This window comes from Actinomycetospora flava (genome assembly GCF_037400335.1).
Classification (GTDB): Bacteria; Actinomycetota; Actinomycetes; order Mycobacteriales; family Pseudonocardiaceae; genus Actinomycetospora; species Actinomycetospora flava.
The window spans coordinates 17,770-40,961 of record NZ_JBBEGM010000022.1 but is presented as its reverse complement, the minus strand read 5'-3'; the positions used below and the strand labels follow the sequence as shown (position 1 = coordinate 40,961).

The 23,192-nt window shown below is 74.8% G+C and carries 26 protein-coding genes; 7 read left to right on the top strand and 19 right to left on the bottom strand.

Features of this window, described 5'->3' with window-relative positions; genetic code table 11:
• Positions 1-167: 167 nt before the first annotated feature.
• Positions 168-3,068, bottom strand: coding sequence for an excinuclease ABC subunit UvrA (gene uvrA / locus WCD58_RS32150; protein ID WP_337707224.1), 2,901 nt, complete (start codon positions 3,066-3,068; stop codon positions 168-170).
• A 167-nt stretch (positions 3,069-3,235) separates the two neighbouring features.
• Positions 3,236-4,051 carry a DUF6597 domain-containing transcriptional factor gene (locus WCD58_RS32145; protein ID WP_337707223.1) on the bottom strand — a complete coding sequence of 272 codons (816 nt, stop codon included), beginning with the start codon at positions 4,049-4,051 and terminating at the stop codon, positions 3,236-3,238.
• Between the two features lie 53 nt (positions 4,052-4,104).
• On the opposite strand from WCD58_RS32145, the gene WCD58_RS32140 reads away from it, so the two are divergent.
• Positions 4,105-4,677 (top strand): TIGR03086 family metal-binding protein, encoded by a 573-nt coding sequence (locus WCD58_RS32140; RefSeq protein ID WP_337707222.1) that lies wholly within the window; start codon positions 4,105-4,107, stop codon positions 4,675-4,677.
• Positions 4,678-4,680: 3 nt separating this feature from the next.
• On the opposite strand, the gene WCD58_RS32135 is transcribed toward WCD58_RS32140, so the two are convergent.
• Together WCD58_RS32135 and WCD58_RS32130 are read right to left on the bottom strand one after the other, a co-directional pair.
• Complete coding sequence (locus tag WCD58_RS32135) at positions 4,681-4,917, bottom strand: hypothetical protein (protein ID WP_337707221.1); 237 nt, start codon at positions 4,915-4,917, stop codon at positions 4,681-4,683.
• Positions 4,914-5,363, bottom strand: a complete 450-nt coding sequence (locus WCD58_RS32130) for a MarR family winged helix-turn-helix transcriptional regulator (RefSeq protein WP_337707220.1) — start codon at positions 5,361-5,363, stop codon at positions 4,914-4,916. Before WCD58_RS32130 ends, WCD58_RS32135 begins: the two co-directional genes overlap by 4 nt.
• A 66-nt stretch (positions 5,364-5,429) precedes the next feature.
• Here WCD58_RS32130 and WCD58_RS32125 point away from each other — a divergent pair, with 66 nt between their 5' ends.
• The 3 genes from WCD58_RS32125 to WCD58_RS32115 all read left to right on the top strand — a co-directional run bounded on the left by WCD58_RS32125 (position 5,430) and on the right by WCD58_RS32115 (position 7,750).
• Positions 5,430-5,621, top strand: coding sequence for a hypothetical protein (locus WCD58_RS32125; protein WP_337707219.1), 192 nt, complete (start codon positions 5,430-5,432; stop codon positions 5,619-5,621).
• Positions 5,622-5,631: 10 nt separating this feature from the next.
• Positions 5,632-6,309 carry an MBL fold metallo-hydrolase gene (locus tag WCD58_RS32120; protein WP_337707218.1) on the top strand — a complete coding sequence of 226 codons (678 nt, stop codon included), beginning with the start codon at positions 5,632-5,634 and terminating at the stop codon, positions 6,307-6,309.
• Positions 6,310-6,832: 523 nt separating this feature from the next.
• A complete protein-coding gene (locus WCD58_RS32115) occupies positions 6,833-7,750 on the top strand; it encodes an alpha/beta hydrolase (protein ID WP_337707217.1) in 918 nt (305 codons plus the stop codon).
• Between the two features lie 3 nt (positions 7,751-7,753).
• Here the strand turns inward: WCD58_RS32115 and WCD58_RS32110 are convergent, their stop codons facing one another.
• Entirely contained in the window at positions 7,754-8,173 is a 420-nt protein-coding gene (locus WCD58_RS32110; RefSeq protein ID WP_337707216.1) for a TIGR03668 family PPOX class F420-dependent oxidoreductase, read from the bottom strand.
• A 3-nt stretch (positions 8,174-8,176) separates the two neighbouring features.
• Positions 8,177-9,016, bottom strand: coding sequence for an LLM class F420-dependent oxidoreductase (locus WCD58_RS32105; protein ID WP_337707215.1), 840 nt, complete (start codon positions 9,014-9,016; stop codon positions 8,177-8,179).
• A gap of 44 nt (positions 9,017-9,060) precedes the next feature.
• On the opposite strand from WCD58_RS32105, the gene WCD58_RS32100 reads away from it, so the two are divergent.
• Complete coding sequence (locus tag WCD58_RS32100; RefSeq protein ID WP_337707214.1) at positions 9,061-9,441, top strand: RNA-binding S4 domain-containing protein; 381 nt, start codon at positions 9,061-9,063, stop codon at positions 9,439-9,441.
• Here WCD58_RS32100 and WCD58_RS32095 read toward each other — a convergent pair whose 3' ends face one another.
• The 6 genes from WCD58_RS32095 to nadA form a co-directional block, all read right to left on the bottom strand.
• Positions 9,442-10,233 carry a GH12 family glycosyl hydrolase domain-containing protein gene (locus tag WCD58_RS32095; protein WP_337707213.1) on the bottom strand — a complete coding sequence of 264 codons (792 nt, stop codon included), beginning with the start codon at positions 10,231-10,233 and terminating at the stop codon, positions 9,442-9,444.
• 91 nt (positions 10,234-10,324) lie between these two features.
• The gene (locus tag WCD58_RS32090) at positions 10,325-11,182 is read right to left on the bottom strand and encodes a GH12 family glycosyl hydrolase domain-containing protein (RefSeq protein WP_337707212.1); all 858 of its coding nucleotides are present in this window, start codon (positions 11,180-11,182) and stop codon (positions 10,325-10,327) included.
• A gap of 10 nt (positions 11,183-11,192) precedes the next feature.
• Positions 11,193-12,326, bottom strand: a complete 1,134-nt coding sequence (locus tag WCD58_RS32085) for an NAD(P)/FAD-dependent oxidoreductase (protein ID WP_337707211.1) — start codon at positions 12,324-12,326, stop codon at positions 11,193-11,195.
• 36 nt (positions 12,327-12,362) lie between these two features.
• Positions 12,363-13,232, bottom strand: coding sequence for a carboxylating nicotinate-nucleotide diphosphorylase (gene nadC / locus WCD58_RS32080; RefSeq protein ID WP_337707210.1), 870 nt, complete (start codon positions 13,230-13,232; stop codon positions 12,363-12,365).
• Positions 13,229-14,827, bottom strand: a complete 1,599-nt coding sequence (locus WCD58_RS32075) for an L-aspartate oxidase (RefSeq protein WP_337707209.1) — start codon at positions 14,825-14,827, stop codon at positions 13,229-13,231. Before WCD58_RS32075 ends, nadC begins: the two co-directional genes overlap by 4 nt.
• A complete protein-coding gene (nadA, locus tag WCD58_RS32070; protein WP_337707208.1) occupies positions 14,824-15,828 on the bottom strand; it encodes a quinolinate synthase NadA in 1,005 nt (334 codons plus the stop codon). The genes WCD58_RS32075 and nadA overlap by 4 nt, the downstream gene beginning before the upstream one ends.
• 227 nt (positions 15,829-16,055) lie before the next feature.
• On the opposite strand from nadA, the gene WCD58_RS32065 reads away from it, so the two are divergent.
• Positions 16,056-16,787, top strand: coding sequence for an NUDIX hydrolase (locus WCD58_RS32065; protein WP_373696320.1), 732 nt, complete (start codon positions 16,056-16,058; stop codon positions 16,785-16,787).
• Between the two features lie 10 nt (positions 16,788-16,797).
• Positions 16,798-17,499, top strand: a complete 702-nt coding sequence (locus tag WCD58_RS32060; RefSeq protein WP_337707207.1) for an LON peptidase substrate-binding domain-containing protein — start codon at positions 16,798-16,800, stop codon at positions 17,497-17,499.
• 75 nt (positions 17,500-17,574) lie between these two features.
• On the opposite strand, the gene WCD58_RS32055 is transcribed toward WCD58_RS32060, so the two are convergent.
• From WCD58_RS32055 to WCD58_RS32025, 7 genes are all read right to left on the bottom strand, one after another.
• A complete protein-coding gene (locus WCD58_RS32055; RefSeq protein WP_337707206.1) occupies positions 17,575-18,642 on the bottom strand; it encodes a M20 family metallopeptidase in 1,068 nt (355 codons plus the stop codon).
• Positions 18,639-19,247 (bottom strand): DUF2567 domain-containing protein, encoded by a 609-nt coding sequence (locus WCD58_RS32050; RefSeq protein WP_337707205.1) that lies wholly within the window; start codon positions 19,245-19,247, stop codon positions 18,639-18,641. The genes WCD58_RS32055 and WCD58_RS32050 overlap by 4 nt, the downstream gene beginning before the upstream one ends.
• Positions 19,248-19,251: 4 nt before the next feature.
• Positions 19,252-19,488: a biotin synthase auxiliary protein BsaP gene (gene bsaP, locus WCD58_RS32045; protein WP_337707204.1), complete on the bottom strand. Its 237-nt coding sequence runs from the start codon at positions 19,486-19,488 to the stop codon at positions 19,252-19,254.
• Positions 19,485-20,531, bottom strand: coding sequence for a biotin synthase BioB (bioB, locus tag WCD58_RS32040; protein WP_337707203.1), 1,047 nt, complete (start codon positions 20,529-20,531; stop codon positions 19,485-19,487). The genes bsaP and bioB overlap by 4 nt, the downstream gene beginning before the upstream one ends.
• A gap of 85 nt (positions 20,532-20,616) precedes the next feature.
• The gene (gene bioD / locus WCD58_RS32035; RefSeq protein WP_337707202.1) at positions 20,617-21,327 is read right to left on the bottom strand and encodes a dethiobiotin synthase; all 711 of its coding nucleotides are present in this window, start codon (positions 21,325-21,327) and stop codon (positions 20,617-20,619) included.
• A 20-nt stretch (positions 21,328-21,347) separates the two neighbouring features.
• Positions 21,348-22,235: a sensor histidine kinase family protein gene (locus WCD58_RS32030; protein ID WP_337707201.1), complete on the bottom strand. Its 888-nt coding sequence runs from the start codon at positions 22,233-22,235 to the stop codon at positions 21,348-21,350.
• On the bottom strand, positions 22,232-23,110 hold the full coding sequence (locus tag WCD58_RS32025; RefSeq protein WP_337707200.1) for an STAS domain-containing protein: 879 nt from the start codon (positions 23,108-23,110) through the stop codon (positions 22,232-22,234). The genes WCD58_RS32030 and WCD58_RS32025 overlap by 4 nt, the downstream gene beginning before the upstream one ends.
• Between the last annotated feature and the right edge of the window lie 82 nt (positions 23,111-23,192).

Genomic DNA, 23,192 nt, shown 5'->3' with positions numbered 1-23,192 from the left:
CTGGACCGGAACCCGCTCACCTGTGCGGCGGACGGGTGGGAGCCGGGGCTCCACTTGCCGCTCGACGGACGCGGAACATCCACCGAGCTGGTCGCTCACCGCATAACGTACCACTGCGCTGCGGTGTTCCCTGGTAGCGGGGCCCCAGCGGAGCGGGAAACGTGGACTCAGCCCGCCTTCTTCGCGCGGCTCTTGCGGACCGGACCGGCGTCGGGCTCGACCAGCTTGCTGAGGAACTGGCCGGTGTAGCTCTCCGGCACCGCCGCGACCTGCTCCGGCGTGCCCTGCGCGACGACGGTGCCGCCGTTGTTGCCGCCCTCGGGACCCATGTCCACGACCCAGTCGGACATCTTGATGACGTCGAGGTTGTGCTCGATGACGAGGACCGTGTTGCCCTTGTCGACCAGGCCGTTGATGACGCCGAGCAGCTTGCGGATGTCCTCGAAGTGCAGGCCGGTGGTCGGCTCGTCGAGGATGTAGATCGTCCGGCCCGCGGAGCGCTTCTGCAGCTCCGAGGCGAGCTTGACGCGCTGGGCCTCGCCGCCGGACAGCGTCGGCGCGGGCTGGCCCAGGCGCACGTAGCCCAGGCCGACCTCGGTCAGCGTCTGCAGGTGGCGGTGGATCGCGCCGATCGGCTTGAAGAACTCGGCGGCCTCCTCGATCGGCATGTCGAGGACCTCGGCCACGTTCTTGCCCTTGTAGTGCACCTCGAGCGTCTCGCGGTTGTACCGCGCGCCCTTGCAGACCTCGCAGGGCACGTAGACGTCGGGCAGGAAGTTCATCTCGATCTTGATGGTGCCGTCGCCGGCGCACGCCTCGCAGCGCCCGCCCTTGACGTTGAACGAGAACCGTCCGGGCCCGTAGCCGCGCACCTTCGCCTCGTTGGTGGCGGCGAAGAGCTTGCGCATGTGGTCCCACACGCCGGTGTAGGTCGCCGGGTTGGACCGCGGCGTGCGCCCGATCGGCGACTGGTCGACCCGCACCAGCTTGTCGAGGTGCTCGATGCCGGTGACACGCGTGTGCCGGCCCGGGACCTGGCGGGCCTTGTTGAGCTTGTTGGCCAGCACCGTCGCGAGGATGTCGTTGACCAGCGTCGACTTGCCCGACCCGGACACCCCGGTGATCGACACCAGGCAGCCGAGCGGGAAGTCGACGCTGACGTCGTGCAGGTTGTGCTCGCGGGCGCCGACCACGCCGACCATCCGCTTCTTGTCGATCGGCCGGCGGATCTGCGGCACCGGGATCTGCTCGCGCCCGGAGAGGTAGGCCCCGGTGAGGGACTCGTCGCTCTGCTCGAGGCCGGCGACCGGCCCGGAGTACACGACGCGGCCGCCGTGCTCGCCCGCGCCGGGGCCGATGTCGACCACCCAGTCCGACGCGCGGACCGTGTCCTCGTCGTGCTCGACGACGATGAGCGTGTTGCCGAGGTCGCGCAGCCGGGACAGCGTGTCGATCAGCCGGCGGTTGTCGCGCTGGTGCAGCCCGATCGACGGCTCGTCGAGGACGTAGAGCACCCCGACCAGGCCCGACCCGATCTGGGTCGCCAGGCGGATGCGCTGGGCCTCGCCGCCGGAGAGCGTCGCGGCCGCGCGGGCCAGCGACAGGTAGTCGAGCCCGACGTCGAGCAGGAAGCCCAGGCGGGCGTCGATCTCCTTGAGCACCGCGCCGGCGATGACCTGCTCGCGGTGGCCGAGGACCAGGCCCTTCATGAACTCCGCGCAGTCGGCCACCGAGAGCGCGCAGACCTCGGCGATCGAGCGGTCGCCCAGCGACTCGTGGCGCAGGGTGACCGCGAGGATCTCGGGCTTGAGGCGCGTGCCGCTGCAGGCGGGGCACGGGACGTCGCGCATGTAGCCCTCGTAGCGCTCGCGGGCGCTCTCGGACTCGGCCTGGTCGAGGCGGCGCTCGAGGAACGGCACGACGCCCTCGAACGAGGCGTAGTACGAGCGCTCGCGGCCGTAGCGGTTGCGGTAGCGCACGTGCACCTGCTCGTCGGAGCCGTGCAGCACCGCCTTCTGCACCCGCGCCGGGAGCTTGCGCCACGGAGCGTCCATGCGGAAGCCGACCTGCTCGGACAGCGCCGTGAGCAGGCGCGTGAAGTACTCCGCGGACTGGCCGATCGCCCAGGGCGCGATGGCGCCGTCGGCGAGCGAGAGCTCGTCGTCGGGCACCAGCAGCTCCGGGTCGACCTCTTTCTTGATGCCCAGGCCGGTGCACGTCGGGCAGGCGCCGTAGGGCGAGTTGAAGGAGAAGGCGCGCGGCTCGAGGTCGTCCACCTGCAGCTGGTGGCCGTTGGGGCAGGCCATGCGCTCGGAGAAGCGGCGCTCGCGGTCCGGGTCGTCCTCCTCGAGGTCGACGAAGTCGAGCACGAGGATGCCCTCGGCCAGGCGCAGCGCGGTCTCCACCGAGTCGGTGAGGCGCTGCTTGGCGCTCGACTTCACCGACAGGCGGTCGACCACCACCGCGATGTCGTGCTTCTCCTGCTTCTTCAGCGTCGGCGGCTCGGAGAGCGGATAGACCGTGCCGTCGACCAGCACGCGCGAGTAGCCCTGGCCCTGGAGCTGGCTGAACAGGTCGACGTACTCGCCCTTGCGGCCGCGGATGACCGGCGCGAGGACCTGGAACCGGCGGCCCGGCTCCATCTCGAGCACCTGGTCGACGATCTGCTGCGGCGTCTGCTTCGAGATGATCTCGCCGCAGGTCGGGCAGTGGGGCGTCCCGGCGCGGGCGTAGAGCAGGCGCAGGTAGTCGTAGACCTCGGTGATGGTGCCGACCGTGGACCGCGGGTTGCGGCTCGTGGACTTCTGGTCGATCGACACCGCGGGCGAGAGGCCCTCGATGAAGTCGACGTCGGGCTTGTCCATCTGCCCGAGGAACTGGCGCGCGTAGGCCGACAGCGACTCGACGTACCGGCGCTGGCCCTCCGCGAAGATCGTGTCGAACGCCAGGCTCGACTTGCCGGAGCCCGACAGGCCGGTGAAGACGACCAGGCTGTCGCGGGGCAGGTCGAGATCGACGCCCGTGAGGTTGTGCTCACGGGCGCCCTGGACGACGAGACGATCGACCACGTGCGGGGCCTCCAGGCTCGGGGCGAGACGTGCCGGGGTGACAACACGCCGCACTGTGTGTCTCTTCCCCCGGTCCACTCCATGCTAGGAGCGACCCCCGACAACGGCCGTCCGGCCTCCGTCCCGCGCGACCGGTCGGGCCTCCGGGGCGACGACCGGTTGCGCCGTCAGAGTGGTCGGTCCGCCGGGTAGCGCCGGGCGTACCAGGTGGGCGGTTCACCGAACAGATCCGCGAAGTCGCGGGAGAGATGGCCCTGGTCGGCGTAGCCGAGCGTCGCGGCCAGGTCCGCCCAGTCGACCCGTCCGCCGGCCTCGAGGCGCCCGACGACCTCCTCCAGCCGGTAGCGCCGGATGACCCACTTCGGCCCGAGCCCGACGTGCTCGGCGAACAGCCGCTGCACGGTGCGCACCCCGAGCCCGGCCGATGCCGCGAGCCGGTCGACGCGCGCGATCGTGGGGTCGTCGGCGATCTGCGCGACGAGCTCGCCGGCCTGCCGCGCGGGGCGGGACGGCTCGCCGTCGGGCAGGCGGGCGTGGAGCCACGCGCTCATGTCGCCGGTCCACGGCGGCCCGTCGCCGAGGACCTCGGCGGCGGCGAGCTCCCGGTCGACGAGCGCGCTGACCGGCCCGCCGGCGAGTGCCCGGAACACCCCGGGCCGGAAGGCGGCGCCGACCACGGAGCTGCGGCCCTCCAGCACCCGCACCATGTGCCGGCTCCGGGGTCCGACGACCTGGGGCTGCGCCGTGTCCGGCCTCCGGCGCGGCAGCTCCGCTCCGCTGCGTGCCGCCTGGCCGATGGCCGAGACGTGCACCTGCGGCAGCGGCACGATCTTCTGGCGGTAGGGCTTCGCGTACTCCCAGGACGCCGTCCAGATCCGCGCGACCCACGGCGCCAGGCGCTCGTCCGGCTCGTGCACGGCGATCCGCTGCGCGGTGCGCCAGTGCCCGCCCAGCTCGCGGGGGTCGCGCCTCCGGTCGCCCATCTGTCGCGTTCCTCCATGACCGGGGCCGTCGGCGCTGGCTACCGTCCTGCCCCGTGTTCCCCGACTTCACGCCCCGGCCCCACCTCGTCGCGGCCGCCGCGGCCCCGCACGAGATGCTCCTCGCCGCGGCCGCCGACCAGCTCGACGCCCTCGTGCCCTGCGAGGGCTGGACCGTCCGCGACCTCGCCGAGCACATGATGACCTGGACGCCCGTGCTCGCCGGCGCGGGACGCGGCGCGCCGCCCGAGCCCGCCTCGCGCGCCCTCGGGGGCGACTGGCCGGCCGTGCTCGGGGCCGAGCGCGAGGACCTCGTCGCCGTGTGGAGCGACCCGGCGAGCTGGGAGGGCACCACGACGATGACCAGCTCGGAGATCCCGTCCCCGGTCGTCGGCACGATGTCCCTGTGCGAGCTGGTGCTGCACGCCTGGGACCTCGGTCGCGGGCTCGGCGAGCCGGTGAGCTGGGACGACGCGCTCCTCGAGGAGGTCCACGCGGCGCTGTCACAGCTCACGCCGCTGGGTCGTCAGATGGGAGCCTTCGGACCGGCCGTGGAGGTCCCCGCCGACGCGCCGCTGCTCGACCGGGTCGTCGCCGTCGCGGGTCGGGACCCGGGCTGGACGCCCTGAGGCTCAGGCCTGGGCGGTGACGCGCGGGTGCTCCCGCCAGGCCGGCATCGTCGCCATGTAGCGCAGCGTCGCGGCCTCGATCTCGTCGCGGCTCTGCTCCGGGTGGCGGCGGGCCTGCCAGCCGACCATGCGCTCGAAGCGCTCGTCGAAGCTCTGCAGGTTGCCCTCGGCGTCGACGCAGTGCTCGCAGTACGGCCCCGACTCGATGGGCATGCTGCAGCTCTCGCAGGAGACGGTCATGGTCGGTCCTCCCGGTCTCGGGTGTCGACGGCCGCGACCAGCGCGGCCGTGGTGGTGAGCAGCCCCGCGCGGTCGGCGGGGTCGAGGCGCGCGAGCGCGTCGGCGAGCGCGTCGATGCCGAGGACGTCGCGGTCGCGGCGCAGGCACGCGAGCCCGTCGTCGGTGAGCCAGACGAGCGTGCGGCGCCGGTCGGCGGGGTCGCGCTCGCGTTCGAGCAGGCCCCGGCGCTCGAGGCCGTCGACGATCTCGCTGACCACCGACTGCGCCCGGTCGAGGTGCCGCGCCGCCTCGGTGACGGTGAGCGGACCGGTCCGCTCGAGGTGTGTCAGGACCGCGCGCGAGGCGTTCGGCAGCTCGCTGCGCTTGCCGTCGCGGCGGTGGAAGAGCAGGTAGACGGCCTGGAACAGCTCCTCGTACCGCTGCGCGTCCTCCCTCGCATCGCTCACGGCCTCACCGTCGTGTGGGGGGCATGCATCGTCAATCCCGATGGATCCGCGGGCAGGATGGAGGGCATGAGTGAGGTCGACCCCGCGGACCTGGCGCGGTTGCGGGCGCGGAAGGGCTGGAGCGGCGACGCGGGCGCAGCGTGCCGGCACCGCGCCGTGGTGATGAGCGAGGACGAGATCCCGCGGTGCGAGGACTGCGGCGAGACGCTGAGCCCGGACGCCCTGCGGAGGGCGGGCCACAAGCCCGTCCGGCGCTAGGCTGCCGCGCGTGGACCTCCTCGACCAGTACACCGGCCATGTCGAGCCCGGCGGCCCCGCCGCGCGGCGCGACCTCCAGGACGTCTCGATCACCAAGGTGTCGGTCGGGCCGATGGACAACAACGCCTACCTGCTGGTCGACCGATCGTCCGGCGAGGCGCTGCTCATCGACGCCGCCAACGAGATCGACCGTCTGCTCGACACCGTCGACACCGTCGCCGACCGCGGCCACGTGAAGCGGCTGGCGACCACGCACAAGCACTGGGACCACGTGCAGTCCCTCGAGGACGCCGTGAAGGCCCTCTCCCCCACCACCTACGCCGGCGCGCAGGACGCCCCCGAGCTCCCGGTCGCGCCCGACCACACCGTCGGCGACGGCGACACCGTCGAGTTCGGCGGCTCGCGCGTCGAGATCATCCACCTCGACGGCCACACCCCCGGCTCGATCGCGCTCCTCTACCGCGACCCCGCCGGCTCGGGGCACCTCTTCACGGGCGACTCGCTCTTCCCCGGCGGGCCCGGCAAGACGGCGGGCCCGGCGGAGTTCTCGTCGCTGATGGACGACCTGGAGTCCAAGGTCTTCGGGCAGCTGGACGACGACACGCACGTCTACCCCGGCCACGGCGACGACACGACCCTCGGCACCGAGCGCCCGAAGCTCGGGGAATGGCGCGAGCGGGGCTGGTGAGCCCGGGCGGCCAAGGGTGTCTTCTCTTTCGTGAGAACGCTTCGATTTCCGAAGCATTCTCGTGGAAGAGCCGGAGACCTCGGCCGGAGCGACCCATGATCGCTGCGGGTGCTCCTCGCGGGCGATGTGGTCGCCCGGCGGGAGCGCCTGGGGCGATCACAGGGTCTATCCCGGCCACGACGACCAGGGCAGCCGGCGCGGTGGGCTCCGGGACGACGGCCCAGCTCGTCGGCGAGCCGCCGCACCGTCGGCGCGTACCGCTCCTCGACCGCGCTCACCGAGCCACCTCCCCCGTGACCCGCGACGGCCGGTGGCGGGGCTTGAGCGCCGCCGTCGCGAAGGCGACCCCGTCGCGGGTGAGGCGGTAGTAGCGGCGGGGTGGGCGGCCGCTGCCCCGGAACGCCCCCGAGTGCCGGATCGACCTGGCCGCCCGTTGAGCCCGTGCCCGGACCGTTATCCCGCGGGAACGCCATCTGCGCCACGCTCGGGCGTCGTCTGATCGGATGACGACGGGAGCGCGACGATGCGCGAGGACATCTCTTTCGACGCCGAGGGCGCGACGCTGCGCGGGTGGTTCTACGCACCCGACGGTGACGCGAACGGCGGGCATCCCTGTGTGGTCATGGCCCACGGCTTCTCGGCGGTGAAGGAGCAGCATCTCGACGACTACGCCGAGGTGTTCGCGGCCGCGGGGCTGGCGTGCGTGGTCTACGACCACCGCGGGTTCGGCGCCTCGGACGCCGCGCCCGGGCGGCCACGCCAGGAGATCGACCCCTGGGAGCAGATCCGCGACTACCAGCACGCGGTCACCTATGCGCAGGGCCGCGACGACGTCGACGCCGACCGGATCGGCGCCTGGGGGTCGAGCTACTCGGGCGGGCACGTCTACGTGCTCGGCGCGATCGACCGGCGTGTGAAGGCCGTGTCCGGGCAGGCGCCCCTGGTGTCGGGGCGCCGGGGGTTCGAGTCGCTGGTGCGCATCGACGCGTGGGCGCCGACGTGGGAGGCGTTCGCCGCCGACCGTCTCGAGCGCGCCCGCGGCGGCGAACCGGCGATGATGCCGGTGGTCACCGACGACCCGACGGCGCCGGCGGCGCTGCCGACCCCGGACTCCTACGAGTGGTTCACCCGCACGCAGAAGGAGCGCGCGCCGTCGTGGCGCAACGAGGTGACCCTGCGGTCGGTGGAGCTGCTGCAGGGCTACGAGCCGCGCGCGTTCCTGCCCCTGATCTCGCCGACGCCCGTGCAGATGGTCGTGACGCCGAACGACCGGCTCATCGCCGGCGAGCTCGCGGCCGCGGCGTACGAGACGGCGGTCCACCCGAAGAGGATCGTGCTCGTGCCCGGCGGGCACTTCGACGCCTACACCGGCCCGGGCTTCGAGGTCAGCTCCGCCGCCGCCCGCGACTGGTTCGTCGAGCACCTGCGCGTCGGCAAGTAGCCCTCATGACGCCGACCACCCCGTCCAGCGGGTGACCTCGACGGTGAACGCCGGACCCTCCGGAGGGTCCGCGCGGTGCTGGGGGTAGCGCTCCCCCAGCGCCGCGCGGGCCCGCGCGACGTCGTCGTCGGCGTCGGAGACGGTCGCGACGCCGTCGGCGCGCACCCACCACAGGGCGCTCCAGTCGTCGTCGTAGCGGTCGACGAGCAGCGACACGGCGGGGTTGTCGTCGATGTTGCGCAGGCGCTTGAGCGCGCGGTGGCGCTTGGGCTTCTGGTCGACGGCCATGAGCACCCGGTCGCCCTCGACGGCGAACACGACGGGCACGAGGTGCGGCTGCCCGTCCGCCGACACCGTCGCCAGCCGCGCGACGCGCGCCGCGGCGAACCGGCGGCGCGCGTCGTCGACGTCGAGGGCGGGCACGGACTAGCCCGTCACCTTCGCGAGCTCGTCGAGCTCCTTGAGCACCGTGTCGCGGTCGGCCGAGCTGACGCCGTGGATCGCGCGCTCGAGACCGATGCGGCGGTAGCCGTCGAGGGCCTCCGCGGAGGACTCCGCGCCGAACAGCGACATCGGGATCGGGCCGCGGCCGGCGTCGGCGGCCCGCTGCTGCAGGGTGTTCGCCCGCTGCTCGAACTCGCCGATGTTGTCGGGCCCGACGCGCTGCGGCAGCCACGCGTCGCCGTAGTCGAGGATCCGGTCCTCCACGCCCGGCCCCATGCCGCCGACGTAGACCGGCGGGTGGGGCTGCTGGGTCGGCTTGGGCCACGCCCAGCTGGTCTCGAAGTCGACGAACTCGCCGTGGAACTCGGCCTCGTCCTTCGTCCACAGCTCCTTCATGGCCTTGACCTGCTCGGCCATGAGCCGCATCCGCGTCTTCGGGTTCGCGCCGTGGTGGGCCATCTCCTCCCGGTTCCAGCCGGCGCCGATGCCGAAGAGGAAACGCCCGCCCGAGAGGCGGTCGAGGCTCGCGACCTGCTTGGCGGTGTGGATCGGGTCGCGCTGGATGACCAGGCAGATGCCCGTCGCGACCTTCAGCGTCGTCGTCGCGGCCGCCGCGGCGGTGAGGGCGACGAAGGGGTCGTAGGTGTGGATGTACATCCGCGGCAGGTCGCCACCACCGGGGTACGGCGACTCCCGCTTCGTCGGGATGTGGCTGTGCTCCGGGAACCAGAGCGAGTCGAACCCGCGGTCCTCCACCTCCTTGGCCAGGTCGGCCGGGTCGATGGCGTAGTCGGTCGGGAACATCATGATGCCGTGGTCCACGCCGGAGTCTTATCCCGTCGCGGGGGGCGGCACACTGGTGGGCGATGGACTCCACCCGCGTCGACCGCTGGCTCTGGGCGGTGCGGCTGACCAAGACCCGCGCCGACGCCGCCGACGCCTGCCGGGGCGGTCACGTGCGCGTCAACGACACCCCGGCCAAGCCCGCGACGCCGGTCAAGCCGGGCGACACGGTGCGCACGCGCGTCTACGAGATCGCCCGGATCGTCGAGGTCACGAAGATCATCGAGAAGCGGGTCGGGGCGCCCGTCGCCGTGACCTGCTACGTCGACCACACCCCGCCGCCCCCGCCGCCGGAGGAGCGGCCGGCCCCGGTCGCCGTGCGCGACCGGGGCGCGGGCCGCCCGACGAAGCGGGACCGCCGGCTCATCGACGCCCTGCGGGAGCACGCCGTCGACGAGACCTGATCAGGGCGCCGGGGCGGGGGTCCCGATGTCCGCGGAGAACGACCGCGTCGCCAGCCCCCGGCCACCGATCCACGGCTCGAAGCCGGCCTGCACGCTCGTCATCCACCACTCGGGCTTCGCGACGCCGCGGCGTTGCGCGTCGGCGACGAACTGGTCGAGGGGCAGGTCCTTGACCTCGAGCGTCGGCTCCTGGCGCACGTAGCTGATGGTCGGCAGGTCGATCGCGCCGAGCCACACGTCCCACCTCGTGCCGCCGATCTCGACCTCGGCCTTCTTCTCGCCGATCGGCTGGACGCGCGGGGTGTTCTTCAGCCACACCATCAGCTCGAGACCGGTCGGACGGCCGGTGCGCCGGGGCGTCGGGTCCATCCAGAGGTCGTAGGAGACGTTGTAGTCGCCGGTCGGCGGCACCTCCACCGTCCACGACGAGCGCAGCCCGGCGAGCTCGGAGACCTTCTTGGGGAACGGGGTGTCCTTGGTGCAGTTGCCGTAGTTGCAGCCCCAGACCATCGACGGGTACGAGGCCGGCCCGTCCTCGTTGCGGTGGTCGGCGGGGTCGACGACGAACCCGGTGTCGAAGGCCGTGATGCACTGCGGTGTGTCCGCGCCCCAGAGGTTGTTCTGGGCCTCGTAGCGACCGCCCTGCACCGGCGTGGACTCGGTCTTGCCACACACCCGCGTGCCCCCGTCACCGCGGGGCGTCCCGAGTGCGGGGTTGACGCCCACCAGCATCGCGAGCACGGCGAAGATCGCCACGACCAGTCCGCTCGTCGCCCGTCGTCGACCGTTCATCCGCGCCATCCTCGTCACTCGACCGTTCGTCGCGCTGAAACGTACGGTGGGCGTGTGGGTGACGCGAGGCGGTCTCCCTCGATCGGGACGATCAGACCCCGTTCCGGGTGAGGGAGAAGGCGTCGGTGGTCAGGCCCTCGCCGCCGATCCAGGGCTCGAAGCCGGCCTGGATGTTGGTGAGGAACCAGGTCGGTTCGACGACGCCGCGGCGGGTGGCCTCGGTGACGAAGTCGCTGATCGGGAGGTCGATGACGGTGTCGGTCGGCCGCTCGCGGACGTAGGAGATCACCGGGGTGCCGTGGTTCTCGCCGGTCCAGACCTCCCAGCGGGCACCGGCGATCTCGACGGTCGCGCGCTCGGAGCCGATCGGCTGCACCCGGTCGGTGCGGTCGAGCCAGATCATCAGCTCGGCGCCGGTGTTGGCGCCCTCGCGGCGCGGGGTCGGGTCGAGCCACACGTCGTAGGCGACGTTGAAGTCGCCGTCGTCGGGCACGGTCACCGCCCAGCTGGAGCGCACGTCACCCATGTCGCGCAGCGGCAGCGGGTACGGCGAGTCGCGCGTGCAGGTGCCGTAGTTGCAGCCGACGACGATCGACGGGTAGGCGGCGGGCCCGGAGTCCTTGGCGTGGGTCGCCTCGACGCTGAAGCCGGTGTCGAACGCCGTGGTGCACTGCGGCGTGTCCGCACCCCAGGCGTTGTTCTGCACCTCGTAGCGCCCGCCCGCGACCGGGACGGACTCGGTCTTCCCGCAGATGCGGGGCCCCTCGCGCGAACCCTCCGGGGGCAGGGGCGCGAGGACGCCGCGGGCGGGGTCGCCGGTGCCGGCGGGCGCGGAGGGGGCCGGCTCCGGGGGTGCGACGTCCTCGCCCGTCGAGCACCCGGCGACGGCGAGCGCGAGACCGGTGAGGAGCACGGCGATCACGCGCCGCACCCGCGGTGTGTCCCCCATACGGGCGAGGCTAGCGGGGCGTTCCGGCGGCCCCGAGGCGGGTGGCGAGGAGGGCGTCGAGCGTCGCGCCCTCGGCTCCGAGAGCCCGGACGACGTCCTCCGGGGGTCCGTCGCCGCGGATCACGGCGGCGGCGAGGGCGGCGGCGGCCGGCGCGGTCTCGATGCCCGAACCGCCCTGGCCGGCGAAGAGGTGCAGGCCGGGGTGCTCGGGGCGGTCGCCGACGACGAGGGCGCGGTCGGGGGCGAAGGTGCGCAGGCCCGTCCAGCTCGTCGCGACCGAGCGCAGGCCCAGGGTGGTGACGGCGTTGACGCTCTCGAGCGCGCGGGCGATGTCGAGCTCGTCGGGCCGGGGGTCGCCGGGCTCGGCCGGGGTCTCCTCGGACGGGGAGACGAGCAGGTGCTCGCCCTCGGGCTTGGCGTACCAGCGCTCGCCGGCGGAGACGGCGAACGGGTCGTCGCGCCGGACCGGCGCGCCGTCGGGGACGCGGACGATCGCGATGGTGCGGCGCAGCGGGCGCAGGCCGACCGGGTCGGCGCCGGCGAGGGTGAGCAGGCGGTCGGTCCAGGCGCCGGCGGCGAGGACGACGGTGTCGGTGTCGAGGTGGTCGTCGCCGAGGCCGACCCGCCAGGACGCCCCGTGCCGTGCGATGCCGGTGACCGGGGTGCCCGTCCGGATCTCCCCGCCGCGGGCGCGCAGGGTGCGGCGGTAGTGCTGGTGCAGGCCGAGCGGGTCGGCGTCCTGGGCGTCCTCGACGACCGCGGCGGCGCGCAGGACGTCGCGGCGCAGGGCGGGCCAGCGGGCGACCGCCTCGTCCGGGGTCAGGGGGTCGACGGCGTCGAGGGGCAGCACCTCCTCGCGCAGCACCCGCTCCTCGTCGGCGTCGTGGGCGAGGTGGAGGACCGGGCGCCGGCGCAGGAACGGGTGGCCGGCCTCGTCGGCGAGGGCGTCGAACCGGTCCCGCGAGGCGGCGACGAGCGCGCGGGCCGGCGGCGGCCCGTGGCCGGGGATGTAGCTCGCCGCGGAGCGCCCGGTGGTGTGCCTCGCGAGCTCGTGCTCGCCCTCGACGAGCACCACGGGCCCGTCGCGCGCGAGCTCCGCGGCCACGGAGACCCCGGCGATGCCGCCGCCCACGACCACCACCATGTGAGTGATCTTCCCGGCTACGGCCGGGAAAATCACTCACGTACGGAGGTCGAGCCCGAGGTCGAGGACCGGGGCGGAGTGGGTGAGGGCGCCGACGGCGAGGAAGTCGACGCCGGCCGCGGCGTGGGCGGCGGCCGTGTCGAGGGTCAGGCCGCCGGAGACCTCGAGCCCCGTGCCGGGTGCGCGGGCGTCGCGCCGGACGACCGCCTCCGCCGCCTGGTCGGGGGTGAAGTTGTCGAGCAGGACGAGCTCGACCGCGAGCTCCAGCACCTCGTCGAGCTGGGCCAGCGAGTCGACCTCGACCTCGACGGACAGGTGCGGGGCGTGCGCGCGGGCGGCGGCGAGCGCCGCGGTCACCGAGCCGGCCGCGGCGACGTGGTTGTCCTTGATCAGGATCGCGTCGCCGAGCGACATCCGGTGGTTCACCCCGCCCCCGCAGCGCACCGCGTACTTCTGCAGCGCCCGCATCCCGGGGACGGTCTTGCGGGTGTCGCGGATGCGCGCGCGGGTGCCGGCGACGGCGTCGACCCATGTCGAGGTGGCCGTCGCGACGCCGGAGAGCTGGCCGAGCAGGTTGAGCGCGGTCCGCTCGGCGGTCAGCAGGGTGCGCAGGGGCGCGCGGACGGCGAGGGCGACGTCGCCCGGCGCGAGGCGGTCGCCGTCGGCGCGGGCATCGAGGACCTCGAGGTCCGGCCCGCACACCCGCTCCAGGACGCGGACGGCGACCCCGAGCCCGGCGAGCATCCCGGCGGGCCGGGTGCGGAACTCGCCGACCGCGACCGTGCCCTCCGGCACGCAGGCCGCCGTGGTGGCGTCCGGGCCGTCGCGCAGGTCCTCGTCGAGGGCGCGGGTGACGACAGCGTCGACCTCGGCCGGGTCGAGGGTCTCCGGGAGGACGGCGGTCATGCGACACCTCCGTGGCGGGCGTCGGTGGTGCCGACGTGCAGGCGACCGCCGCTCAGGACGACGGTGGCCGAGGCGCGCTGCCAGTGGTCGTCGGTGGCGGGGTGGTCGGTGCGGACGTGGCAGCCGCGGGTCTCGGTGCGCGAGCCCGCCGCGGCGAGCAGGGCGTGCGCGGCCAGGGTCAGGGCGGCGTCCTCGACGTCGGCGCGGGTGGTCACGACCCGCTCGGTGCTCGCGGCCTCGACCGCGTCGGACGCGGCCGCGAGCCCGGCGGCGTCGCGCCCGATCGCCGCGCCGCGGGTCATGGCGGCCTGGAGGAGGGCGCGGTCGGCGACGGGGGTCGCCGGCGGTTCCGGGTCCCGCGGCTCGGCGAGCCGACGCGGCCCGGCCAGGGCGGCGACGACGTCCTCGGCGGCCTGCCGGCCCGTCACCAGGCCCTCGAGCAGGCTGTTCGAGGCGAGACGGTTGGCGCCGTGCAGCCCGGTGCGGGCCACCTCGCCGGCCGCCCAGAGCCCGGGCACCCCGGTGCGACCGCGGCTGTCGGTGACGACGCCGCCGCAGGAGTAGTGCGCGGCGGGGCGGACCGGGACGGGGTCGCGGGCCAGGTCGACGCCGATCGCGGCGCACGCGGCGGCGACGGTCGGGAAGCGCGCGGCGACGTCGGGGATGCCGGTGGCGTCGAGCCAGACGTGCTCGGCGCCGAGGTCGCCGATCCGCCGGGTGATGGCCGCGGCGACGACGTCGCGGGGCGCGAGGTCGCCGAGGGGGTGGACGCCCGCGGTCACGGACGCCCAGGTGGTGTCGCGCAGCACCGCGCCCTCGCCGCGCAGGGCCTCGGTCACCAGCGGCGCGCGGCCTCGGGTGGCGGCCCCGGTGTAGAGCGCCGTCGGGTGGAACTGCACGAACTCCACGTCGGCGAGCGCCGCCCCGGCGCGCAGGGCGAGCGCCCAGCCGTCGGCGGTCGCGACGGTCGGGTTGGTGGTCGTCTCGTAGAGGCCGCCGACGCCGCCGGTCGCGAGCAGGACGGCGGGCGCGGCGAGCAGTCCGGCGCGGCCCTCGTCGTCGCGGACCTCCAGGCCCTCGACGCCGCCGTCCGGACCGGTGACCACCGTCGAGGCGGCGTGTCCGGCGAGCACGGTCAGCTCCTCGCGGCGGGTGGCGGCGAGCAGGGCGCGCTCGACCTCCGCGCCGGTGGCGTCGCCGCCCGCGTGCACGACGCGCAGCGCCGCGTGGCCGCCCTCGCGGGTGCGGGCCAGGCGGTCGGGGTGGCCGTCGAACACCGCGCCCTCGCCGCGCAGGGCGGCGACCGCGGCGGGGCCGGCGCCGAGGATCGCGCGGGCGGCGTGCTCGTCCACCAGACCGCCGCCCGCGGCGACGGTGTCCGCGAGGTGCGCCGCGACCGAGTCGCCGGGGACGTCGCCGAGCACGACCGCGATGCCGCCCTGGGCCCAGCGGGTGCTGCCGGCGTCGGGGGTGTCCTTGGTGACGACGACGACCCGCAGGCCGGCACGCTGGGCGGTGAGCGCGGCGGTGAGGCCGGCGACGCCGGAGCCGACGACGACCAGGTCGGCCGCGGTCTCCCAGTCCGGGCGGCTCACTCCCCGCCCCCGGGCTGCCCGATCTCGATCATGCGCTGGACGGCCCCGCGGGCCTTCTGTGCCGTCGCCGCGTCCACGTGGACCTCGTCCCGGCCCTCGCGCAGCGCCCGGGTCAGCGCGCCCGCGGTGATCATCTTCATGTAGCCGCAGGAGGCGCGGTCGTTCACGGCGCGGAAGTCGACGTCGGGGTTGGCGCGGCGCAGCTGGTGGAGCATCCCGACCTCGGTGGCGACCAGCACGCTGCTCTTCGTCGTGTTCTTCGCGGCGTCGAGCATCCCGCCGGTCGAGAGGATGTGGACCTGGTCGGCGGGCACGGCGCCCGCGCCCGCGAGGTAGAGCGCGCTCGTCGCGCAGCCGCACTCGGGGTGGACGAACAGGTCGGCGTCGGGGTCGGCCTGCGCCTGGGCGGTGAGCTCGGCACCGTTGATGCCGGCGTGCACGTGGCACTCGCCCGCCCAGATGTGCAGGTTCTCCCGCCCCGTCACGCGCTTGACGTGCGCGCCGAGGAACTGGTCGGGGAGGAAGAGGACGTCGCGGTCGGCGTCGATGCTCTCGACCACCTCGACCGCGTTCGAGGACGTGCAGCAGACGTCGGTCTCGGCCTTCACCGCGGCGGTGGTGTTGACGTAGCTGACGACGACCGCGCCCGGGTGCTCGGCCTTCCAGGCGCGCAGCTCGTCGGCGGTGATCGAGTCGGCGAGGCTGCAGCCGGCGCGCGCGTCCGGGATGAGGACGGTCTTCTCCGGCGCGAGGATCTTCGCGGTCTCGGCCATGAAGTGCACGCCGCAGAAGACGATCGTGCTCGCGTCGCTGGCGGCGGCGATCCGGGAGAGCGCGAGCGAGTCGCCGGTGTGGTCGGCGACGTCCTGGATCTCCGGGCGCTGGTAGTTGTGCGCGAGGACCACGGCGTCGTGCTCCCGGGCGAGCCGACGGACCTCCTCGGCCCAGTCCGGACCGGCCACGAGCGGCTCGACGAGGTCCGTGGCAGCGGTGACGGTCATCGCCGTCTCCTCCCCCGGCGGCCCCTCGGCGTCGAGGGCGGCCGGTCTCGGTGGTTTTCGCCTCTTGGTCGAAAACATGGCCGACCGTACCCCCAGGCCCCGAGCGCGCGCCAGCTTCCGGTCACGCCGAGTGGCGTGCACCACCCCGGTCGGCGGCGAGCGCGTGGCGATACGGACGTCGAGTGTCTGCGGCGCCACGTCGCTGACACGGCCTACGATCACGCTCCGTGGAGGCAGGCGAGCCCGGGACGTACGCGCACGACGTGCTCGCCGTCGTCCTGCGGATCACCGGGTCGGTCCCGAGCGTCCTGCTCTGGCAGCGCGCCCGCGAGCCGCAGCCGGGGCGCTGGGCGCTCCCGGGCGGGCGGCTGGGGCGCGACGAGGACGTCGAGGCGTCGGTGCGCCGCCACCTCGCCGAGAAGGTCGACCTCGCCGAGGTCGCGCACGTCGAGCAGCTCGGCGTCTTCTCCGACCCCCACCGCGGGCCGCCGCCGCGCCGCATCGCGACCGCGTTCCTCGGGCTCGTGCCGACCGATGCCGACCCGGCCGTCCCCGACGACACCGCCTGGCACCGCGTCGACCGGCTCCCCGAGACCGCCTTCGACCACGGCGCCATCACCCGCGACGGCCTGGACCGGCTGCGCGCGAAGCTCTCCTACACGAACATCGGTTTCGCGCTCGCGCCGGCCGCGTTCACCGTCTCCGAGCTGCGGGATCTCTACGCCGCCGCGCTCGGGCACCGGGTCTCGGCGACCAACCTCCAGCGCGTCCTCACCCGTCGCGGCGTGCTCGTCCCCACCGGCGAGACCGCCGCTCCGGGCCCGGCCGGGGGTCGCCCGGCCGCGGTCTTCCGGTTCTCGGAACACGGACTGCGCGTGACCGATCCGTTCGCCGCGCTGCGCCCACCCGGTGAGCCCGCGGGCGAAACCCACCCGGCGGCGACGCGCCCGGGGTCGTAGCGTGGGCGTCGTGGTCGAGACGCTGCCCCTGTTCCCGCTGGGGACCGTGCTGCTCCCGGGCGCCTCGCTGCCACTGCACATCTTCGAGCCGCGCTACCGCCAGCTGACGATCGACCTGGTCACGGGCACGCTGCCCGGCAAGCAGTTCGGCGTGGTGGCGGTGCGCGAGGGCTGGAGCCCCGACGACGGCCGCGAGGGCCTGCACGACGTCGGGTGCACCGCGACGCTGCGCGAGGTCCGGCGCCTGCCCGACGGGCGCTTCGACATCCAGACCACCGGCGACCGGCGCTTCCGCCTCGTCGACGTCGACGACACGACGGCGCCCTACCTCGTCGCCAACGTCGAGTGGCTGCCCGACGACGAGGACGACGACGCGAAGGACCTCGCGCCGCTGGCCATGGCCGCCCGCGCCGCGCACCGCCGCTACTGCACCACGGCCTGGCGCCAGCAGGGCGGCGGCGACGGGGAGCTGCCCGCCGAGCTCGCCGAGGAGCCGGCGCCCGACGTCGCCGACCCCGAGCTCGCCCACATCCTCGCCGGCGACTGCCTGCTGCCCCTCGCCGACCGCCAGGAGCTGCTCGAGCAGACCTGCCCCGTCGAGCGCCTGCGGCTCGTGCGCCAGTCGATGACCCGCGAGGCCGTCCTGCTCGACGAGCTGCGCGCGGTGTGGGCGCCGAGTGCCAAGTTCGCCGTCGAGCACAGCCTCAACTAGCTCGTCGCACCGAGGAGATGCGCATGTCCGCGCTCCTCCGTCGCGCTGCCCTGCGACCTCCGGTGCGGGAAACGACTAGGACGAGGTGAGCTCGGCCAGCACCCGCCGGTAGGCCTCGGCAGCCGGCTCGATCAGGTCGGCCGGCGCCCACTCGTCCGTGACGTGGCACTGCTCGGGCTCGCCGGGGCCGCAGACGATCGTGTCGGCGCCGCCGAGGGCGCCGGCGAGCACGCTCGCGTCGGTGAAGTACGTGGCGTACAGCGGCTCCCCGCCTCCGAGGAGCTCGACCGCCCGCGCCACCCGTGCCGGGTCGGTGTCGATGAGCGGCAGCTCGACGAGGCGTTCGGTCTCGACCGCGACCCCCGCGAGGTCGACCACGGTGGTCTCGGCGGCGTCCGCGGTGTCGCCGGGCACCAGGCGCACGTCGACCGTCAGCGCGGCGAGGTCCGGGACGACGTTGGGCTGGACGCCCGCGCGCATCATCCCGACGTTCGCGGTGGTCCGGCCGTGCGTCGCGCTGCCCGGCCAGCCGTCGTGCTCGTGGATGCGGACCGCGGCGCGGGCGAGGTCGACGAGCGCGTTGTGCCCGAGGTCCGGCCGCGACCCGTGCGCCGGCACTCCGCGCGCCCGCAGCTCGAGCCAGAGCACACCCTTGTGCCCGAGCACGACGCGGTTGTTCGTCGGCTCGGCCACCAGCAGGGTGCCCGACGGACGCAGCGCGCCGGCCGGGATCTCGCGGGCGCCCTCGCAGCCGGTCTCCTCGCCGAAGGTCAGCACGACCTGCACGCCGGTCCCGCCGGCGCGGACGTGCTCCTCGGCCGCGACCACGGCGGCGGCGACCCCGGCCTTCATGTCGCTGCTCCCCCGCCCGCGCAGCCGCCCGTCGACGACGTCGCCCGCGAGCGGGTCGAACGACCACACCGCCGGGTCGGCGGGCACGGTGTCGAGGTGGCCGGTCAGCGTCACCGGCGTCTGCTCGCCGTGACGCGCGACGACGTTGGCGCGCCCCGGGCGGGTCTCGTGGACCTCCACGACCAGGCCGGCGTCCTCGAGGCGGCCCGCCAGGAGGTCCGCGGCGACCCGCTCCCCCGCGCCGCGCGTGTCGAGGCGGACCAGCTCGCGCGCCAGGTCGAGGGCGGTCACGGGTCGTCCCGTCCCATGTCCTCGTGCCCGTCGACGATCGCGGCGAGCACGTAGGTCAGCGCCGCGCCGAGGCCGGCGACGATCGCGATCCACCACGGCCCCGGCGACGCGGGCACGCTGGTCAGGACCGCGGGCACCGGCGCACCCGGCATCCCCGCCGTCCCCAGCGCGGCCGGGTCGACGAGCACCGGCACCGGCGACGCCGACCAGGCGAACAGCGCGCCGACCCGTCCCGCCAGCCACGCGCCGACCAGCGAGCCCAGGACCAGCGCGACGAGCACCACGGGGCCGCGGCGGTGCCGGCGGCGCCAGGCCAGCGCCCCGGCGATCACGCCGAACGCGGTGATCATCAGCACGAAGATCGCCACGGCGTCGAACGCGTGGTCCGCCTCCCCCGCCGGCGAGCCGGTGCCCGTGCCGGGCAGGGCGACGGTGTGCACGGTGGGCGCGAGCAGCGCCCACAGCGCGCCGAGCGGGAGCCCGACCACCGCGAGGATCGCCGCGAGGCGCAGCGCGGTGGGGACGTCGCCGCGCAGCTCGGCGCGCGTGAGCCGGCCCTCCGGCTCGGTGGGCAGGAAGTCGTCGTCGACGGTGGGCGCACTCACGACATCACCCGAACCCGTTCGCCCCGGCCGACTCGCCGTGGCGGCTGCAGCGCGCCGTCCAGCCCACCGGGTCGACCTGCACGACCATCCGCCGCGCGCAGACCGGGCAGTGGCGCGGCGGGTCGACCGTGGCGAGCCGGCGCTCGCACGCGGCGTGGTCGCCCTCGGTGCGGGCGCCGCCGCACCACGCGCAGAAGGGGCGCTCGGCCACGTCGGCGGGCGGCTCCACGACGGCGCTCACAACGTGTCGTTCAGGGCCTTGATCGGCATCTTGAGGGTCTCGAGCATGTCGAGGTCCTGCTCGGCCGGGCGCCCCAGGTTGGTGAGGTAGTTGCCGACGATGATCGCGTTGACGCCGCCGAGCATGCCCTGCTCGGCACCGAGGTCACCGAGGGTCAGCTCGCGCCCGCCGGCGAAGCGCAGCACGGTGCGCGGCAGCGCGAGGCGGAACGCGGCGACGGTCATCAGCGCGTCGGCACCCTGGGGCACCTCGAGGTGCGCGAACGGCGTGCCCGGGTTCGGGATGAGGAAGTTGAGCGGGACCTCGTCGGGCTCCAGCTCGGCGAGCTGCACCGCGAACTCGGCGCGCTGCTCGAGGGTCTCGCCCATGCCGACGATGCCGCCGCAGCACACCTCCATGCCGGCCGCGCGCACCATCTGCAGGGTCTCCCAGCGCTCCTCCCAGGAGTGCGTGGTGACGACCTCGGGGAAGTGCGAGCGGGCGGTCTCGAGGTTGTGGTTGTAGCGGTGCACGCCCATGCCGGCGAGCTCGTTCACCTGGTCCTGGGTCAGCATCCCCAGGGAGCACGCGACGTTGATGTCGACCTCGGCGCGGATCGCGGCGATGCCCGCGCGCACCTGCTCCATGAGCTTGGCGTCCGGGCCGCGCACGGCGGCGACGATGCAGAACTCGGTGGCCCCGGTCTTCGCGGTCTGCTTGGCCGCCTCGACCAGCCGGTCGACGTCGAGCCATGCGGCGCGCACCGGGGAGTCGAACAGGCCGGACTGCGAGCAGAAGTGGCAGTCCTCGGGGCACCCGCCGGTCTTCAGCGAGACGATGCCCTCGACCTCGACCTCGGGCCCGCACCAGCGCATGCGCACGTCGTGGGCCAGGGCCAGCGCCTCGTTCAGGCGGTCGGTGGGCAGCTGCAGGACGGCCAGGACCTGCTCCTGCGACAGGCCCTCCCCGCGCTCGAGCACCTGCTCGCGGGCGACGGCGAGGATGTCCCCGCCGGCGTCGGGGGCAGTGTCCTCGGCGGTGGTGCTGGGATCGACGGCCGTCACGCACGGCTCCCTTCGTCGGGCTCGTTCGTCTGGCGCTGTTCGTCTGGCACTGTTCGTCGGGCGCGCTCTCGCGCCGCAGTGTGCCTCACGGTGTGCGATCCGGGGACCACCGACCGCCGACGACGGGACCGAGGCCACACCTCGCGGCGTCGAGGACACGCTCCGGCGTCGCGCCCCCGAGCCCGGCGGGCAGCACGCCGAGCAGCGGGGCCCCGGTGACCGCCGGCAGGTCGTCGAGGTTGGTCCGCTCGGCGAGGTCCGGGTGCTCCGGGTAGGCGCCGACGACGGTGCCGGCCAGTGTCAGTCCGCGCCGGGTCAGCGCCTCGGCCGTCAGCGCGGCGGTGTTGAGCACGCCGAGTCCGGCGCTCGCGACGAGCAGGACCGGCGCGCCGAGGCCGGCGGCGACGTCGGCGAGGGTCTGGGGCGGGTGGGTGTCGTCGCCGTCGTTGAGGCGCACGAGCAGGCCGCCGGCGCCCTCGACGATCACGAGGTCCGCGTCCACCTGCCGCACCGCGTCCACCACCTGCGCGGCCGTCACCGGCATCGCCCCCGCCCGGCGGGCGGCCGTCGCGGGCGCCAGCGGCTCGGGGAAGCGGGCGAGCTCGAGGGTCCCCACCTCGCCGGCCAGGCGCAGGACGTCGGCGAGGTCGCCGTCCTCGCCGGGGGCGACGCCGGTCTGCGCCGGCTTGACGACGGTGACGCGCTCGCCCGCGTCCCGGGCCAGCGCGGCGACGGCGGCGACCACCACCGTCTTGCCGACGTCGGTCCCGGTGCCGGTGACGATCAGGGTCCGCACGGACGCGACGCTAACCCGGGTCAGACCGTGTTCAGCACCCGGACCGCGTGCCGCTCGGGCTCGTCGTGCACGACGGCGCGGGCGCAGAACGGCCGCACGCGCGCGAGGGGGTCGCCCGGCCCCTGCTGGGCGGGGATGCCGTGGGGCCCGGTCAGCTCGGAGAGCAGCGTGTGGCCGAGCGTGCGGACCTCGAGGGTGAGGTGCGCGTGGTCCGGCTCGCCGCGGCGCACGGCGTCCACCGCGGCCTCGTGCACCGCGAGCACCGCGGCGCGCACGGCGTCGCCCTCGAGCCCGGCGCGCGCGGCGACCTCGGCGACGCAGCGGCGCAGGTGCGCGAGGTCGGCGAGGTTCTGGACGCCGACGCGGCCGGCGACCTCGCCCCACAGCGCCGCCGGCGTGGGGCTCGCCGTCGCCGGGGCGCGGTGGTCGGGGTTGGCCACGGGGCCGGTGGGCGTGGCCATCTGCGGGTGGGTGCGCCGGAGCACCGCGAGCAGCTCCGGGTCGAGGTCGCGGCGGCAGCAGCAGATCAGCGTCAGGGGGAGGTCGCCGAGGACGACGCCGAGCGCGTCCTCCCCGAACCCGCAGTCGCGCGCGGGCATCGTCGCGGGGTACTGGCCGAGCACCGTCGTCCGGCGGTCCGGGCGGGCCCAGCGACCGACGGCGGTGAGGAAGTCCGGTGCCGAGGGCCGGACCATTGCCGCCGGCGGGGGGAACGCGATGCGCCGCGCGTCGGCGCCGAGGGCGTCGCGCAGGCGCCGCACGGTGCCGCGGTCGGCGGCGACGACGACCTCGTCCCCGTCGTCGAGGGCCTGCCGCAGCGTGGGGAGCGCGCTCGCGACGAGGTCGTCGGGGCCGTCGAAGAGCAGCCCCAGATGGAGGAGACCACGCCGGACGAGGCCGCCGGTCACGGCGGATCCCCGCCCTCGCGCACCGACGCCGGTCGCCCGACCGCGTCGAACAGGCGCCGCAGGAACCGCGGCCCGCCGTGCAGCACGACGTGCTGGCCGGCCGGCGCGGAGCGGGCGGCGAGCATGAGGATGTCGGCGCAGGCGACGTCCATGAAGTCGACGCCGGAGAGGTCCAGGTGCAGGTCGGGGCCGTGCTCGGCCTCGCGGGCGGTGCGCAGGGCACCGTGCACGGCGGCGCCGAAGCGGCGCGCGACGTGCGCGTCGAGGTCACCGCGCGGCTGCCAGTGGCCGTCGTCCGCGGTGGCCGACCAGAACCCGTCGACGACGTCGCGGTGGTGGACCGCGACGGTCTCCCACACCGCGCGCTCGCTCTCGGACGCGACGCAGAGCTGGCAGAGCATGCGGACCGGCCACCGGTGGGTGAGGTCGTCGAACCCCGCCTCCCAGGTGGCGTACTCCGACACCAGGCCCGCGTCGTCGGCCATCGGGAGCTCGGGGCTCTCCTGCGTCATCGCGACCGTCGGCCACAGGTCGTCGAGGGCCCGCTCGACCTCGCCCTTGTAGACGGCGAGCACACCGTTCGCGGTGGCCCCGGAGCGCTCGACGAGGGTCGGGAAGTCGAGGAACTCGAGCTGCCCGGTGCTCAGGGCGTCGCGCGCGCCGCGCGGGCCGGCCGGGCCGGTGAGCCAGTGCTGGTCGGCGCGCCCGCCCTCGGGCAGCCAGCCCTTGTAGAAGACCTTCGAGCCCAGGGACAGCTCCTGCTCGACCCACGACGCCGCCCCGCGCCGGCCCTGGTCGACGGCGTCGGTGACGAGCAGCGTGTGGTGCGAGGGCGCCGCGTCGCGGTCGGGACGCGCGGGCAGCAGCGAGGTCACCCGTCCCTCCCCGGTCGCGCGGTCGGTGCACCAGGCTCAGTACCCGAACGGTACCGCGGTGACACGTTGCGTGATCGGGTGT